Origin of the sequence: Delftia sp. Lp-1 (genome assembly GCF_020523835.1) — a bacterium.
Classification (GTDB): domain Bacteria; phylum Pseudomonadota; class Gammaproteobacteria; order Burkholderiales; family Burkholderiaceae_C; genus Comamonas; species Comamonas acidovorans.
On the sequence record NZ_JAJALJ010000002.1, the window covers coordinates 921,020 to 935,975 of the forward strand.

14 protein-coding genes and 1 tRNA gene are annotated in these 14,956 nt (G+C 65.2%); 8 read left to right on the forward strand and 7 right to left on the reverse strand.

Annotated elements, in window-relative coordinates; genetic code table 11:
- The first annotated feature begins 327 nt into the window (after positions 1 to 327).
- Positions 328 to 2,508 carry a c-type cytochrome gene (locus tag LGR64_RS20925; RefSeq protein WP_230356829.1) on the forward strand — a complete coding sequence of 727 codons (2,181 nt, stop codon included), beginning with the start codon at positions 328 to 330 and terminating at the stop codon, positions 2,506 to 2,508.
- A 240-nt stretch (positions 2,509 to 2,748) separates the two neighbouring features.
- On the opposite strand, the gene LGR64_RS20930 is transcribed toward LGR64_RS20925, so the two are convergent.
- Positions 2,749 to 3,504, reverse strand: coding sequence for a sulfite exporter TauE/SafE family protein (locus tag LGR64_RS20930; protein ID WP_230356832.1), 756 nt, complete (start codon positions 3,502 to 3,504; stop codon positions 2,749 to 2,751).
- Positions 3,505 to 3,630: 126 nt separating this feature from the next.
- On the opposite strand from LGR64_RS20930, the gene LGR64_RS20935 reads away from it, so the two are divergent.
- Positions 3,631 to 4,599: a LysR family transcriptional regulator gene (locus LGR64_RS20935; RefSeq protein WP_012204420.1), complete on the forward strand. Its 969-nt coding sequence runs from the start codon at positions 3,631 to 3,633 to the stop codon at positions 4,597 to 4,599.
- Here the strand turns inward: LGR64_RS20935 and LGR64_RS20940 are convergent.
- The 5 genes from LGR64_RS20940 to LGR64_RS20960 all read right to left on the reverse strand — a co-directional run bounded on the left by LGR64_RS20940 (position 4,590) and on the right by LGR64_RS20960 (position 8,298).
- Positions 4,590 to 5,459 (reverse strand): zinc-dependent peptidase, encoded by an 870-nt coding sequence (locus LGR64_RS20940; RefSeq protein WP_141829203.1) that lies wholly within the window; start codon positions 5,457 to 5,459, stop codon positions 4,590 to 4,592. The two genes, LGR64_RS20935 and LGR64_RS20940, sit on opposite strands and share 10 nt — an antisense overlap.
- Complete coding sequence (locus LGR64_RS20945; protein ID WP_141829201.1) at positions 5,456 to 6,304, reverse strand: UDP-2,3-diacylglucosamine diphosphatase; 849 nt, start codon at positions 6,302 to 6,304, stop codon at positions 5,456 to 5,458. The genes LGR64_RS20940 and LGR64_RS20945 overlap by 4 nt, the downstream gene beginning before the upstream one ends.
- 164 nt (positions 6,305 to 6,468) lie before the next feature.
- Complete coding sequence (locus tag LGR64_RS20950) at positions 6,469 to 6,975, reverse strand: peptidylprolyl isomerase (protein WP_141829199.1); 507 nt, start codon at positions 6,973 to 6,975, stop codon at positions 6,469 to 6,471.
- A 57-nt stretch (positions 6,976 to 7,032) separates the two neighbouring features.
- Complete coding sequence (locus tag LGR64_RS20955; RefSeq protein ID WP_013803375.1) at positions 7,033 to 7,620, reverse strand: peptidylprolyl isomerase; 588 nt, start codon at positions 7,618 to 7,620, stop codon at positions 7,033 to 7,035.
- Positions 7,621 to 7,764: 144 nt separating this feature from the next.
- Positions 7,765 to 8,298, reverse strand: a complete 534-nt coding sequence (locus tag LGR64_RS20960; protein ID WP_013803374.1) for a tetratricopeptide repeat protein — start codon at positions 8,296 to 8,298, stop codon at positions 7,765 to 7,767.
- A gap of 204 nt (positions 8,299 to 8,502) precedes the next feature.
- Here LGR64_RS20960 and cysS point away from each other — a divergent pair, with 204 nt between their 5' ends.
- The 6 genes from cysS (at position 8,503) to LGR64_RS20990 (ending at position 14,531) form a co-directional block, all read left to right on the forward strand.
- Entirely contained in the window at positions 8,503 to 9,888 is a 1,386-nt protein-coding gene (cysS, locus tag LGR64_RS20965; protein ID WP_141829197.1) for a cysteine--tRNA ligase, read from the forward strand.
- Positions 9,889 to 9,937: 49 nt separating this feature from the next.
- Positions 9,938 to 10,747, forward strand: coding sequence for a DNA-3-methyladenine glycosylase family protein (locus LGR64_RS20970; protein ID WP_034391589.1), 810 nt, complete (start codon positions 9,938 to 9,940; stop codon positions 10,745 to 10,747).
- Between the two features lie 83 nt (positions 10,748 to 10,830).
- Positions 10,831 to 11,808 carry an acetyl-CoA carboxylase carboxyltransferase subunit alpha gene (locus tag LGR64_RS20975; RefSeq protein WP_012204428.1) on the forward strand — a complete coding sequence of 326 codons (978 nt, stop codon included), beginning with the start codon at positions 10,831 to 10,833 and terminating at the stop codon, positions 11,806 to 11,808.
- Positions 11,809 to 11,933: 125 nt separating this feature from the next.
- Complete coding sequence (tilS, locus tag LGR64_RS20980) at positions 11,934 to 12,941, forward strand: tRNA lysidine(34) synthetase TilS (RefSeq protein WP_198822162.1); 1,008 nt, start codon at positions 11,934 to 11,936, stop codon at positions 12,939 to 12,941.
- A gap of 178 nt (positions 12,942 to 13,119) precedes the next feature.
- Positions 13,120 to 14,385 (forward strand): aspartate kinase, encoded by a 1,266-nt coding sequence (locus LGR64_RS20985; RefSeq protein ID WP_012204430.1) that lies wholly within the window; start codon positions 13,120 to 13,122, stop codon positions 14,383 to 14,385.
- A 53-nt stretch (positions 14,386 to 14,438) separates the two neighbouring features.
- Positions 14,439 to 14,531: transfer RNA gene (locus tag LGR64_RS20990), tRNA-Ser, on the forward strand.
- Between the two features lie 233 nt (positions 14,532 to 14,764).
- Here the strand turns inward: LGR64_RS20990 and LGR64_RS20995 are convergent.
- On the reverse strand, positions 14,765 to 14,956 hold a 192-nt coding region (locus LGR64_RS20995), incomplete at its 5' end, for a hypothetical protein (protein ID WP_230356834.1).

Sequence of the window (14,956 nt, forward strand, 5' to 3'; positions counted from 1 at the left end):
GGCGAGCCGCCACCCCATACACTGACGGATACACCGACGGTGAAATCAGCGGCCCCTTGCGGGCCGCTTTTTCGTGCGCGCCCGAGGCGGCTGCGCGCGCTTTCTCCTTGCATTGATTAAGCCCGCGTTAAATGCGCTATTGGCTTATCGTTTTCGTCGGCTTGCATGGAAAAAATAAGGGGATACCACTAGAATTCGTATATATAAGAAGATATTGCGCAAAGAGATGATCATTTGCTGCAATGGCTGCAGGCGTTGGGTTGAGTATCTCGTCAATATCCGTTTTTGCCTCTTTCAATAATAATTCATTTCAGTGGATCGAAGACGATGAAACTCTCGCTCAAGCAAGGCCTGCTGTGCGTGGCCGCGCTGTCGGCCGCCGCCTGGCAACTGGCCATTTCGGCGCCGGCGCCCGGAGTGGACCATGCGCAAATGCCACAAATCATTGATGACCTGCCTGCCGATTACGCGGCGGACCTGACGGCGGAGCAAAGAAGCCTGGTCGATCGCGGGCGATATATCGCACGCCTGGGCGATTGCGTTGCCTGCCACACCGGCAATAAATCCCAGCCCATGGGTGGTGGGCTGGCGCTGGAGACGCCATTCGGCAAGATCTATTCCACCAATATCTCGCCCAACGCCGATACGGGCATGGGCAAATACAGCTTCGAGCAGTTCGACCGCGCCATGCGCAAGGGCGTGGCAGCCGATGGCCGCAACATGTACCCGGCCATGCCCTATCCCTCCTACGCCAAGATGACGGCCGAGGACATGCAGGCCCTGTACGCCTATCTGCTGCAGGGCGTGGCGCCCGTGAAGGCGGCCAACAAGGAGTCCGACCTGGGCTTCCCCTTCAACCAGCGCTGGGGCCTGGCGCTGTGGAACTGGGTGTTTCTGGATGACACGCCCTTCCAGCCCCAACCGCAGCAAACTGCCCAGTGGAACCGGGGTGCCTACCTGGTGCAGGGCCTGGGCCACTGCGGCGCCTGCCATACGCCGCGCGGGGTGGGCTTCCAGGAAAAGACCATGACCGGCGAGGGCAGCAAGGGCGAGTATTTCCTGGCCGGCGAGACCGTGGAGAACTGGCGCGCGCTGAGCCTGCGCAATCTGTGGACACCCGAGGAAACCGCCCAGTTGCTCAAGACCGGGCGCAACAGCCACGGCACGGTCTCCGGCAACATGGTCGACGTGGTGCAGCACAGCACGCAGTACATGAGCGATGAGGACCTGCTGGCCATTGGCACTTATCTGAAGTCACTGCCCGCAGGCAAGAACGATCTGCCCATGCAGGTGGCCCAGGGGCCGGGGCCGATCATCGCCCCGCATCCGGCGTCGCAGGCTTCCGTGCATGCGCCATCCGCCACGTCGGCAGTGTCTTCCGACGTGCCTGCCGATCTCTACGCCAGCCGGGGCGGCCTGGGCTATCTGCAGTTCTGCGCCGACTGCCACCGTGCCGATGGCGGTGGCGTGAAGGACGTGTTTCCGCCGCTGGCCGGCAATTTCTCGCTGCAGTCGCAGGACCCGTCCACGCTGATCCATCTGATGCTGGTGGGCTGGAAGGCGCCCGTCACGCAAAGCCATGCGCGGCCGCTGACCATGCCGGCCTTCGCACAGCTCAAGGATGCGGAGATTGCCGACATCCTCAACTTCGCCCGCAAGAGCTGGGGCCGTGCCGATGCGCGCGAGATCCATGCCAGGGAGGTGCAATCCATGCGCAAGCAGCTCGATGCCAAGGGCGAAAGCGCACGCCCCTTCGAGACGCCGCGCCTGGCCGCCATGCTGGACGAATCCAACGCGAAGCAACTGGTCTACGGTGCCCGCCTGAACATAGAGACGCGTGACCTGCTGCCCAGGAATGTGGGCAATGCGCTGAACTGCGCCAGCTGCCACCTGAACGCGGGCACCGTGGCCGATGGTTCGCCCTATATCGGTGTCTCGGCCTTCTTCCCCGGCTATGCGCCGCGCGCGGGCCGCGTCATCACGCTGGAGGACCGCATCAATGGCTGCTTCCTGCGCTCCATGAACGGCAAGCCGCTGCCGCTGGAGTCCGACGAAATCAAGGCCATGGTCGCCTACTTCGACTGGATGCGCCGCGAAACCAAACCCGAAGACAAGGTTGAAGGCCGGGGCGTGGGCAAGATCAGCCAGTCCATCGTGCCCAACGTGGACAACGGCAAGAAGGTCTATGCGGCCCAGTGCGCGGTCTGCCATGGCGGCGAGGGCGAGGGCGTGAAGAATGCCAAGGGCCAGTGGGTCTATCCGCCGCTGTGGGGTGACGAGTCCTTCAACATCGGCGCGGGCATGGCGCGCACCTACACGGCAGCGGCCTTCGTCAAGCGCAACATGCCCATCGCCTTCCATGGCAACTTCCCGCTGGGCCAGGGCGGCCTCAGCGACCAGGAGGCCGTGGATGTGGCCGAGTACTTCAGCCACCAGCCGCGCCCGGACTTTGCTAACAAGCACAAGGACTGGCCCAAGGACAAGAAGCCGGCCGATGCGCGGTACTGATGCGCCATCGAGGGAGAAGAAGGAGTTCCCGCCACGCGGCGGAGCCTGAAGGCGGGGCAGGGAGCGATTCCTGCCCCGCCTTTTTTCGAGGGCAGTGCCCCGTCTTGCGCGCGCTGCGGATCCTTCTTGGCGGCGGCCAGTTCATTGCCCAGCCCCTGCACGTGTTGCTGCCGTTGCTTGGCCATCTGCTGCAGCCGGCCGGCTTGGTTCCAGGCCTTCCCGGAAGCGCGTTCGGCGCGCTCAGCCCGCGCGCTGCAGCAGCACCGGCACCGAGGAGGCCAGCAGCGCCACGCCGGACAGGCACAGCAGGCCCAGCACGATCTGCCGGAAACGCATCTCGCTGATGCCGATATACAGCCTGGAGCCCAGCAGCGATGGAATGAGCATGGCCGGCGCCACGATGGCGAACAGCGGCAGCATGCTGCGCGTGACCATGCCGGTGCCCAGGTAGGTGGCCATGGTCACGGCCAGCATGGACAGGTTGAAGTTCTGGATGACGGAGCGCTGCTCATCCTTGGGGTAGCCGCGCAGCGTGCACCACAGCGTGGGCAGCGTGCCGGTGAAGCCGCCCAGTCCGCCCATCACGCCGCCCGCCAGGCCGACGGTACCATCGGCCACCCGGCCGCCGCGCGCCAGCCTGGGCAGCCGGGCCGACAGCAGCATCACCGGGCACCACAGCACCAGCATGCCGCCCAGCAGGGCCTTGAACCAGGCCATGTCCAGGTGCGGCAGCAGCAAGACGCCCAGCGGAATGCCGGCAAGACCGCCCAGGATGAAGGGCAGCAGCTTTGCCAGCGCAAACCCGCGCCGCACGGTAATGGCCGACAGCACCTGGCCCAGCAGCGAGCCGAAGACGGTGAGCACGGCCGCATCGCGCGGCTCCAGCACCCAGGCCCAGAACGACATGGCCACCATGCCGAAGGCAAAGCCCGACAGGCCCTGCACGAATCCGGCCGCCGCCGCCCCCAGCGCGATGATGAAAAACATGCCATCCATGGTCTGCCTGGTCCTTTCGTTTTGGGTGTGCAAGACGCAGGAATTCTGGAACGCGCGCATAAGCAGAAATTCGTTTGTTTTTATTGTTCAATATGGTTTTGCTTATGACGCGCCACGCCTGAATCCATGCCGCAAAACCGCACTGCATCGACCGCTGCCCAACTGGCCCACCGCATGGCCACGCGACTGAAGATGAAGCATTTGCTGCTGCTGCGCTCCATCAGCGAACTGGGCACGCTGACCCGCGTGGCCGAGCGCATGGCCACCAGCCAGCCCGCCGTGACCCAGGCCCTGGCCGAGCTGGAGTCATTGTTCGGCGCGCCGCTGTTCCTGCGTTCTGCGCGCGGCATGGAGCCTACGGAGCTGGGCGCGCTGGTGCTGGCGCGCGCCCGGGGCATGCTGGCCGATCTGGACCATTGGGCCCACGACATTGAGGCCGTGGGGCAGCAGCGTGCGGCGCACCTGCAGGTGGGTGTCATCCCCTTTCTGCCGGCGCGCATGCTGGCCGATGCCATCGGCAGGACGCGGCCGCAAGGCCGGCGCATCACTGTCACGCTGCATGAGGACACCAGCGACCGCCTGCTGCAAAAGTTGCGCGCACATGAGCTGGACTGCGTGATTGGCCGCGCCTCGGCCGTGCTGGACATGAGCGGCATACGGCACAGCGTGCTTTATGAGCAGGAGCCTCGCCTGATCGCCCACCGCAGTCTGGCCACACGGCTGGGGCGCCGGCCTTTGCAATGGGCCGAACTCACGGGGCTTGACTGGGTGCTGGGCCAGCGCCGTACGCCCATGCGTGAGCAGATCACCGACTTTTTTCTGCGCGCGGGCGTGGAGCCGCCGCCGCCGTTTGTGGAAACGCTCTCGGCCAAGGTGATCGGCGAACTGGTGGCGGCCAATGAGCGGGCCGTGTCCATCGTGCCGGCTGACATTGCCGAGGAACTGGTGCGCATCGCGGGCGTGGGCATCGTGCGCCACCGTTTTGGCTGGACCCTGCCACCCATCACCCTGTTCGAGCGCAAGGCGGGCGGGCAGTACGAGGAGCAGCGCCTGTTCGCCCAGGCACTGAAGGAGGTTTGCTCCGATCAGGGTTGACTGGTGGCCGGCTTGAAGAGCGCAGCCAGCAGCGGCGCCAGCGTGGGAAATTCCAGGGCAAAGCGGGCGCGGTCCACGAAGAAGGCCTCGCAGGCCACGGCGAAGAATTCGGCGGGCGCCGTGGCGCCATAGCCGTCCAGCCAGGGCCATTCGCCACCAAAGCGCTCGGCGATGGTGATCTGCTCACGGAAGGCGTCGTAGGCCGGTGCCCAGGCGGCCTGCCATATCTCGCGGGCATGGCGCGCGGAGCTGCTGCCCATGAAGCCCGGCGGCAGGGGCGGGCAGCCGTCGGCACCGCCGTTGCGCATGTCGATCTTGTGGGCGAATTCGTGGATCACCACATTGGCGGGCTGGCCGCCGTGGCCATGGTGGCTGGCGTGGGAGCCGCGCCCTGCGCCAATGGCCTGCCAGCTCAGCATGACGGGGCCGCCATGCATGGCCTCGCCCATGATCACTTCGTCGTAGTCGTGGATGACGCCGGCCTCGTCCATGCTCTGGCGCCGCGCCACGGCATCGCCCGGGTGCACCACGATGCCGACAAAGTCGTCATACCAGGACAGCGCCCCCTGCGGCTCGCCCCAGTGCAGCAGGGGCAGGCAGGCCTGGGCGGCAATTTCAAGCGCCATGGCATCGCTGACTTCCAGGCCGTGCGCGCCGTGGAAGCGCTTGCGCTGCAGGAAGGCGGCGGCCAGGGCGCGCAGCTTGGATTGCTCCTCCAGCGTCAGCGACGCGAGAAAAGGGTAGGCGGCCAGCGTGGACAGCCACAGCGGCGCGGGAATCTCGGGCACCGGCGACACCGTGGAGCGTGCGCGGCGGCCCAGTCTGCGGACCCAGCGGCCCAGTTGTTGCCAAAGGCTCATGGCGGGCTGGCCTGTTCAAGAACGTCGGACAGTGGCAGGCGCCGCAGGCCCATGCCGCGCTCCCAGCGCAGCACCTCGGCGCGGGGCGCGGGCGCCGCCAGATCCCAGTCGCTGAGCACGATGCGCCGCAGGCCATCGCCCAGGTCATGGTCGGCCGGGCGGTGCGTGTGGCCGTGGATCAGGGTGGCGGCACCTGCGGCATGCAGCCAGCTGCGCGTGGCCTGCGCGTCAAGGTCGGCATAGGTGGGCATGGCGGCGCCATGGCCGTCCGATTCCCGCTTGCGCGATTCGCTCTCCTGCCGAATGCCGCGTGCCTGGTCGCGGCGCACCTGCAGCGGCTGGGCCAGGAAGCCGGCCTGCCAGGCCGCCGAGCGGGCCATGGCGCGAAAGCGCTGGTAGTCCACATCGTCCAGGCACAGGGCATCGCCATGGCTGAGCAGGATGCGCTGGCCGCCGCAGTCAAGCACGGTGGGATCGGTCAGCGTGGTCGTGCCGCACAGCGCATCGAACTGCGCGCCGGTCAGGAAGTCGCGGTTGCCCTGCATGAAGAACAGCGGCGTGCGGGTGGCTGCCGCGCGCATGGCGGTGGCGCATTCGGCCTCGAAGCTGCCCGGCTCCAGCAGGGCGTCGTCACCCACCCAAACCTCGAACAGGTCGCCCAGCAAAAAGACGGCATCGGCCCGCGTGGCGGCCAGGTAGTTCCGGAAGGCCTGCACGGTGGCGGGCTCGCTGGCCTGCAGGTGCAGGTCCGAGATGAACTCCAGCGTGCGCCAGCCCGCAGGCAGTGTCCACTCGGCCGCAATGGGCGGCTCGGGAAGAGGGCGGGGCGCGGCGGTCTGGGCCATGGGACGGGGCACCCGGCAAGGGCGCTGCATGAAGGGCTGTAGGAGCCTTGGGACGGCTCTGGAGCGGGTCTGTTGTCCATGCGCACGGCCTGGTGCCATGCGCATGGACAACAGGGCGGCCGGACCCCAAAGGGCACGGCCGCCCAGTGTGCGGAAGCGCCTGATTACAGGGCCACGGCCTTTTCGATGATCACGTCATCCTTGGGCACGTCCTGGTGACCGCCGTTGCGGCCGGTCTTCACGCCACGCAGCTTGTCCACGATCTCGGTGCCCTTGATCACCTTGCCGAACACGGCATAGCCCCAGCCCTGTGCGCTGGGCGAGGTGTGGTTCAGGAAGCCGTTGTCGGCCACGTTGATGAAGAACTGGGCGGTGGCAGAGTGCGGGTCGCCGGTACGGGCCATGGCCAGGGTGTACTTGTCGTTCTTCAGGCCGTTCTTGGCCTCGTTCTCGATGGGGGCGTCCGTCTCCTTTTGCTTCATGCCGGGCTCGAAGCCGCCGCCCTGGATCATGAAGCCATCGATGATGCGATGGAAGATGGTGTTGTTGTAGTGGCCCTTGTTCACATAGGCCAGGAAGTTCTCTGTGCTCTTCGGGGCCTTGGCGGCGTCGAGTTCGATGGTGATGACGCCGTGGTCGGCGATGTGGAGTTCGACTTGGGGATTGCTCATGGCGATTCCTTGTTGGATGGAGGGGAAGGGCGTGCCACGCAAGGCGCGGCGCGCGGTTTACTTGACTTCGGTGGCCGAGAGGATGGTCACCGGCTTGGTGGGTACATTCTGGTGCATGCCCTGGTTGCCCGTGGCCACCGTGCGGATTTTGTCCACCACATCCATGCCCTGGACCACGCGGCCGAAGACGGCGTAGCCGTGTCCATCGGGCTTGGGCGCGTTGAGCATGTCGTTGTTCACCACGTTGATGAAGAACTGCGAGGTGGCCGAGTTGGGGTTGCCCGTGCGCGCCATGGCGATGGTGCCCCGGTCATTCTTGAGGCCGTTGTCCGCTTCCAGCGGAATCGGCGCGCGCGTGGGCTTTTCCTTGAGGCTGGCATCCATGCCGCCGCCCTGGATCATGAAGCCGTCCATCACGCGGTGGAACACCGTGCCGTCATAGTGCTTGTCGCGCACGTACTGCATGAAGTTGGCCACGGTCTTGGGGGCCTTGGCCTCGTTCAGCTCCAGCACGATGTCGCCCATGCTGGTCTTGATCTGCACCTTGGGCGTGGCGTTCTGCGCCATGGCGGGCAGGGCGGTGAAAAGGGAAGCGGCCAGGGCCATGCCGGCCAGGGAAAGCGACGCAATGCGGCGTGTGGTCATGCGAATCTCCTGTGAAAGCCAAAGGGCTGGGGGATGGAGTGGGGAAAACCGGGCAGGTTCCTGCGGGTGCGCGCCAGGCATGGCAAGACCCGATCGACCGCCGCACGCGCGCTGGCGCAAGGGCTGCGCGCGTGGGCCGGGGGCCTACTTGGCGGCGGTGACGGGCGCCAGCAGGTCGCGCAGCAGCTTGAGCTTGGGGCGCACGCTGGCCGCGCGGCCATCCAGGCCTTGCGCCTTGGAGTAGGCCTCGTAGGCCAGGCGGGCATGGATGTCGCCCAGGTTCTCGTAGGCGACGCCGTAGTTGGGGTTGTTGCGCACGGCGGATTCGAGCGCGGAGCGCGCCTTGTCGAGCTGGTTCTGGCCGGCATAGATGACCGCCAGATTGTTGTAGGGCTCGGGCAGCTCGGGGTAGTCCTCGATGAGCTGATTCAGCGCGGCGATGGCCTCGTCTGTCTTGCCGCTGTCGGTCAGTGCAACCGCCTTGAGAAAGCGCATCTGCGGGTCGCGTGCGTTCTTGGCCAGATAGGCATCGGCGCGTGCCAGCGCCTGGGTGCTCTTGCCGTTGCGCAGCAACTGATTCACTTCCGTATAGTCGTCGGCGTGGGCGTGGCCTGTTGCGAGCAGGGCCGCCAGTGCCGCGAGGCGCAGGGCGGAGCGAAACGAGTTGCGTAGAGGCATGTAGGTGCTTTCGGGGCCTCGGGGGAATGCCCCGCGGCGCGGGCTTATACTGCGGTCAATTGTAGCTGAGGGGTGTGCTGGGTCACACGGGCTCTGCGCCTGCCGCTCCTGCTCCCTGCTGAGCATGCCTGCATCGGCGCCAAGGGTCCGGCGGCGCGTGGGACGCGCCCCCTGCAGCGACCCTTTCTCCCCTGATAAACATCCATGAGTTTGCGTATCTACAACACGCTGTCGCGTGCATTGGAAGCGTTTTCGCCAATCGAACCGGGCCATGTGCGCATGTATGTGTGCGGCATGACCGTGTACGACCTGTGTCACCTGGGACACGCACGCTCCATGGTCGCTTTCGACGTGGTGCAGCGCTGGCTGCGTGCCAGCGGCCATCGCGTGACCTATGTGCGCAACATCACCGACATCGACGACAAGATCATCCGTCGCGCCGTCGAGAACGGCGAGACCATCCGCTCGCTGACCGACCGCATGATCGACGCCCTGCACCAGGACGCCGACGCCCTGGGCATCGAGCGCCCCACGCACGAGCCGCGTGCCACCGAATACGTGCCGCAGATGCTGTCCATGATCGGCCGTCTGCAGGACAAGGGTCTGGCCTATCAGGGCACGGATGGCGACGTGAACTTCGCCGTGCGCAAGTTCCCCGGCTACGGCAAGCTGTCGGGCAAGTCGCTGGACGAATTGCAGGCCGGCGAACGCGTGGCCGTGCAGGATGGCAAGCAGGATCCGCTGGACTTCGTGCTGTGGAAAAGCGCCAAGCCCGCCGAGCCGGAAGAGGTCAAGTGGGCCAGCCCCTGGGGCGTGGGCCGTCCCGGCTGGCACATCGAGTGCTCGGCCATGGGCTGCGAGATGCTGGGCGAGAGCTTCGACATCCACGGCGGCGGTGCCGACCTGCAGTTCCCGCACCACGAAAACGAGATCGCCCAGAGCGAAGGCGCGACCGGCAAGCCGTTCTCGCAGGTCTGGATGCACAATGGCTTCATCAACGTGGACAACGAGAAGATGTCCAAGTCGCTGGGCAACTTCTTCACCATCCGCGACGTGCTCAAGGAGTACGACGCCGAGACCGTGCGCTTCTTCGTCGTGCGCAGCCACTACCGCAGCCCGCTGAACTACAGCGACGTGCACCTGAACGACGCACGCGGCGCGCTCAAGCGCCTGTACACGGCGCTGAGCCTGGTCGCGCCTGCCGAGGTCGCCATCGACTGGAATCATCCCGCTGCCGCACGCTTCAAGGCGGCCATGGACGAGGACTTCGGCACGCCCGAGGCCGTGGCCGTGCTGTTCGAGCTGGCAGCCGAAGTCAACCGCAGCAAGAGTGCCGAGACGGCGGGCCTGCTCAAGGCATTGGCCGGCTGCCTGGGGCTGCTGCAGGGCGACCCGCAGGCCTTCCTGCAGGCGGGCACTTCGGAGATGGATGCCGGCGCCATCGAGGCGCAGATTGCCGCACGCGCAGCCGCCAAGGCGGCCAAGGACTGGGTCGAGGCCGACCGCATCCGCAAGGCGCTGCTGGAACAGGGCATCGTGCTCAAGGACTCCCCCGCAGGCACGACCTGGGAGGCAGCCGCAAAGGGCTGATCCGTATGCCTTGCCAGATGTGCCGCGCCAGGTGCGGGGAGGTGCTTTGATGGCCTCCGCCAAACCCCTGGACACCATGGATTTCGAGCAGTTGCCGCTGGTGGCCGATCTGCCCGTGCCCGAACAGCAACCGGCCCCGCTGCCGATGGTGACGCTGGGCGCGCGCGCAGGTTCGGCGCCTGCGGCCGCCGCTGCCGCTGCCTCCGCTCCCAAGGCCAAGATATCCCTGCCCGCGCCGCCCGAGGGTGCTCCGGCCTATTGGGCCGAGGCTTGCCGCCAGCTGGTGCGGCGCGATCGCGTGATGAAGCGCCTGATCCCGCGCTTTGCCCACCTGGCCTTGCAGCCCGGTGGCGATGCCTTCGCCACGCTGGCGCGCTCCATCGTGGGCCAGCAGATCTCGATGAAGGCTGCGCAGACGCTGTGGAACAAGTTCGCGCGCCTGCCCGCCCGCATGGCGCCTGACCTGGTGCTCAAGCTCAAGGTGGACGACATGCGCGCCGTGGGCCTGTCTGCCCGCAAGGTGGACTACCTGGTGGACCTGGCCATGCACTTCACCGAGCACCGCCTGCACCAGGACGACTGGCAGGGCATGAGTGACGAAGCCATCGTGGCCGAGCTCATGTCCATCCGAGGCGTGGGCCGGTGGACGGCCGAGATGTTCCTCATCTTCTACCTGCAGCGGCCCAATGTGCTGCCGCTGGACGATGCAGGCCTGATCTCGGGCATCAGCCAGAACTATTTTTCAGGCGACCCCGTCAGCCGCAGTGAGGCGCGTGAGGTTGCCGAGGCCTGGAAGCCGTGGTGCACCGTGGCGACTTGGTATATTTGGCGCTCGCTCGAACCGCAGCCTGCAGCCTGAAGACAAACCGATCACACCCGATCAACCCCCGTTTTCCGGCCGGAACGCATGCACCGTGCCTGGCTGGGACAAGGAGAAACAAGTTGGCGAAAAAGAACTTTCTGGATTTTGAGCAGCCCATCGCCGAGCTCGAATCCAAAATCGAGGAACTGCGCTACGTGCAGACCGAAAGCGCAGTCGATATCTCGGAAGAGATCGAGCAGCTCAGCAAAAAAAGCCTGCAGCTGACCAAGGACATCTACAGCGACCTCTCGCCCTGGCAGATCACCAAGATCGCGCGCCATACCGAGCGTCCCTACACGCTGGACTATGTGCGCGACTGCTTCACCGACTTCATCGAGATGCACGGCGACCGGCACTTCGCCGACGACCAGTCCATCGTGGGCGGGCTGGCGCGCTTCAATGGCATTTCCTGCATGGTCATCGGCCACCAGAAGGGCCGCGACACCAAGGAGCGCACGCTGCGCAACTTCGGCATGACGCGCCCCGAGGGCTACCGCAAGGCCCTGCGCCTCATGAAGACGGCCGAAAAGTTCGGCCTGCCGGTCTTCACCTTCGTGGACACGCCTGGCGCCTTCCCCGGCATCGAAGCCGAAGAGCGCGGCCAGTCCGAAGCCATTGGCCGCAACATCTACGAAATGGCCCAGCTGCAGACCCCCATCATCACCACCGTCATCGGTGAAGGTGGATCGGGCGGCGCCCTGGCCATTGCCGTCGCCGACCAGGTGCTGATGCTGCAATACGCCGTCTACTCCGTGATCAGCCCGGAAGGCTGCGCCTCCATCCTCTGGAAGACCGGCGAAAAGGCCCAGGACGCGGCCGATGCCATGGGCATCACGGCCCACCGCCTCAAGGCCCTGGGCCTGGTGGATAAGATCGTCAACGAGCCCGTGGGCGGCGCCCACCGCGACCCCAAGCAAATGGCAGCCTTCCTCAAGCGCGCGCTGGGCGATGCCTATCGCCAGCTGGCGGACCTCAAGCCCAAGGAACTGCAGGACCGCCGTTACGAGCGCCTGCAAAGCTACGGCCGCTTCGCCGACACCAAGGCCGACAACCGCTGAAGGCCTGCGCCACGCTCTGGCACACTGAACGGCTCCCCTGGGAGCCGTTTTCTTTTTGCGCCGGGACTCGGCCTGAGTCCTGACATACCTGATCCAAGCCTGTGGAAATTCCGATCACCGACCCGCTGCGCAATGTTCCGGCAGCCGCTCCAGGTGCTGCACCGGGTGCCGCTTTGGACGCCGCCATCCATCGCTTTGCGCCGCAACTGCCGCTGGCCGTGGCCTTCAGCGGAGGTGCGGACTCCACGGCGCTGCTGCTGGCCTGCGCCGAGCGCTGGCCGGGCCAGGTCGTGGCCATCCATGTGCACCACGGTCTGCAGTCAGCGGCCGACGCCTTTGTCGGCCAGTGCGAGAAAGTCTGCGCGCAGCATGCCGTTCCTTTGAAGATTCGCCGCGTGGACGCGCGCCACGCGCCGGGCCAGAGTCCTGAGGACGCCGCACGCCAGCTGCGCTACGCAACGCTGATAGAGGCCGCCCGCGAACCCTGGCCTGGGCAGGGCGCCAGCGGAGATCCCTTGCCGCCCGTTTGCAGCATGGCGCTGGCGCAACATGCGGACGACCAGGTCGAGACGCTGCTGCTGGCCCTGTCTCGCGGCGCCGGTGTGGCCGGGTTGGCTGCCATGCCGGCGCAGTGGAGCAGGGCGGGTCTCGAATGGCATCGTCCGCTGCTTGATCTGCCCGGCCAAGTCCTGCGTGACTGGCTTGCGGCGCGTGGCCAAGCGTGGGTGGAGGACCCGACCAATGCCGACGCGCGCTATACGCGCAATCGCATCCGCGCCCAGTTGCTGCCCGCGCTGCAGCAGGCCTTTCCCCAGTTTCGCGCCACGTTCGCGCGCAGCAGCCGGCATTGCGCCGAGGCGGCCGAACTTCTGCAGGAGATGGCGCAGGCCGATCTGGCGGCCATCGGCACCCCCCCCGGCATCACCGCCTTGCAGGCGCTGAGCCCCGCGCGCCAGGCCAATGTGCTGCGCCACTGGCTGCGCAGCGTGCATGCCACCACGCCCAGTGCCGCGCAGCTCGATCAGCTGCTCGCGCAGATCGGCGTTTGCCGTACGCGAGGCCACCGCATCCATCTCAAGATGGGGCGGGGTTTTGTGCGGCGCCTGGGGTCGGTGCTCGATTGGTACAATTGACGAGTTTTGGTCCAACTTTGTACGAAAACCGGCGGCGCGCCAAAACCAAACGGCTTGCGCAAGACGGGTCCGGGCGGACATTTCGCTTCATGCGCAGTCCTCTCGAACATCCTGGCTTGCACAAGCATCCCTCTGTCGTACAGCGCCGTGGCAAGCAGTTTCGTCACCCTGATATCCAATGGCACTGATCGTTCATAAATACGGCGGCACCTCGATGGGCTCGACAGAGCGCATCCGCAACGTTGCCAAGCGCGTGGCCAAGTGGGCTCGTGCCGGTCACCAGATGGTGGTCGTCCCCAGCGCCATGAGTGGCGAAACCAACCGTCTGCTGGGTCTGGCCAGCGAGCTGGCTCCCGGCTCGGCCAAAACGGCGTACTACCGTGAACTCGACATGCTTGCCTCCACGGGCGAGCAGGCGTCGTCGGCACTGCTGGCCATTGCGCTGCAGGCCGAAGGCGTGGAAGCCATCAGCTTCTCGGGCTGGCAAGTTCCCGTGCGCACCGACAGCAGCTTCACCAAGGCACGCATCGAGTCCATCGACGACAAGCGCGTTCGTGCCGAACTCGACGCTGGCCGCGTGGTCATCATCACGGGCTTCCAGGGCATCGATCCCAACGGACATGTCACCACGCTGGGCCGTGGCGGCTCCGACACCTCGGCCGTGGCCGTGGCTGCGGCGCTGAAGGCGGCCGAGTGCCTTATCTATACCGACGTGGACGGCGTCTACACCACCGACCCGCGCGTGGTGCAGGCCGCCAAGCGCCTGAACACCGTGAGCTTCGAGGAAATGCTGGAGATGGCCAGCCTCGGCTCCAAGGTGCTGCAGATCCGCTCGGTGGAATTTGCCGGCAAGTACAAGGTGCCCATGCGCGTGCTCTCCAGCTTCACGCCCTGGGACATCGACCTGGAGGAGGAATCCACCTCCGGCACGCTGATTACTTTTGAGGAAGACGAAAAAATGGAAAAGGCCGTCGTATCCGGCATCGCATTCAACCGCGGCGAAGCCAAGATCTCCGTTCTCGGCGTGCCCGACACCCCCGGCATCGCCTACGGCATCCTGGGTCCGGTGGCTGATGCCAACATCGAAGTCGATGTGATCATCCAGAACATCAGCAAGGAAGGCAAAACCGACTTCAGCTTCACCGTCAGCCAGGGCGACTACCAACGCGCCATGGAGCTGCTGCGCGACAAGGTCGTGCCCGCCCTGGGTGCCACCGAAGTCGTCGGCAACCCCAACATCGCCAAGGTCAGCATTGTCGGCATCGGCATGCGCAGCCATGTGGGCGTGGCATCCACCATGTTCCGTGCACTGAGCCAGGAAGGCGTGAACATCCAGATGATCTCCACCTCCGAGATCAAGACCTCCGTCGTCATCGACGAGAAGTACCTGGAGCTGGCCGTGCGCGCCCTGCACACCGCCTTCGGTCTCGACAAGCCGGAATAAAATCATCGTTTTGCCGAAACCGGCAAAAAAGCACGTTACAATAACGTCATTCCGGAAACGTGACCGAGTGGCCGAAGGTGCTCCCCTGCTAAGGGAGTATGGGGTGTAGAGCCTCATCGAGGGTTCGAATCCCTCCGTTTCCGCCAGGATAGAAAAAAGCCACCCGCAAGGGTGGCTTTTTTTATGAGAGGGTTGCTTTGGTGGTCTTATCTGGTGGTTGGGGCTGATGCTCTGATTGCTGCGGTAGGATTCTTGTTGTTGGCGGGTTGAAAAAACGTGCTACAATGCAAGGCTCTGCTGAAGAGAAGCGATGCAGATCGCTGGTGTTGGAAAGATCGAAGAAATTTGATTGCAACGACGCTAAAAACTGTGCTAGAATTCAAGGCTTCGCTGATCGCAGCGAGTCGGGAGCAAAGAAGAAATTCTCTGCTTCGATCCTTAAAAATATACAGCCGATAAGCGTGGGCGTTTGAGGCGAACAGCCAAGTTCTTTGGAACTCGGCTCTTTGAAGCCAAAAACGCTCATGAGAATAGAAGTGAAGTTCACTTCAATTCCGTTTTTATGAGTTAG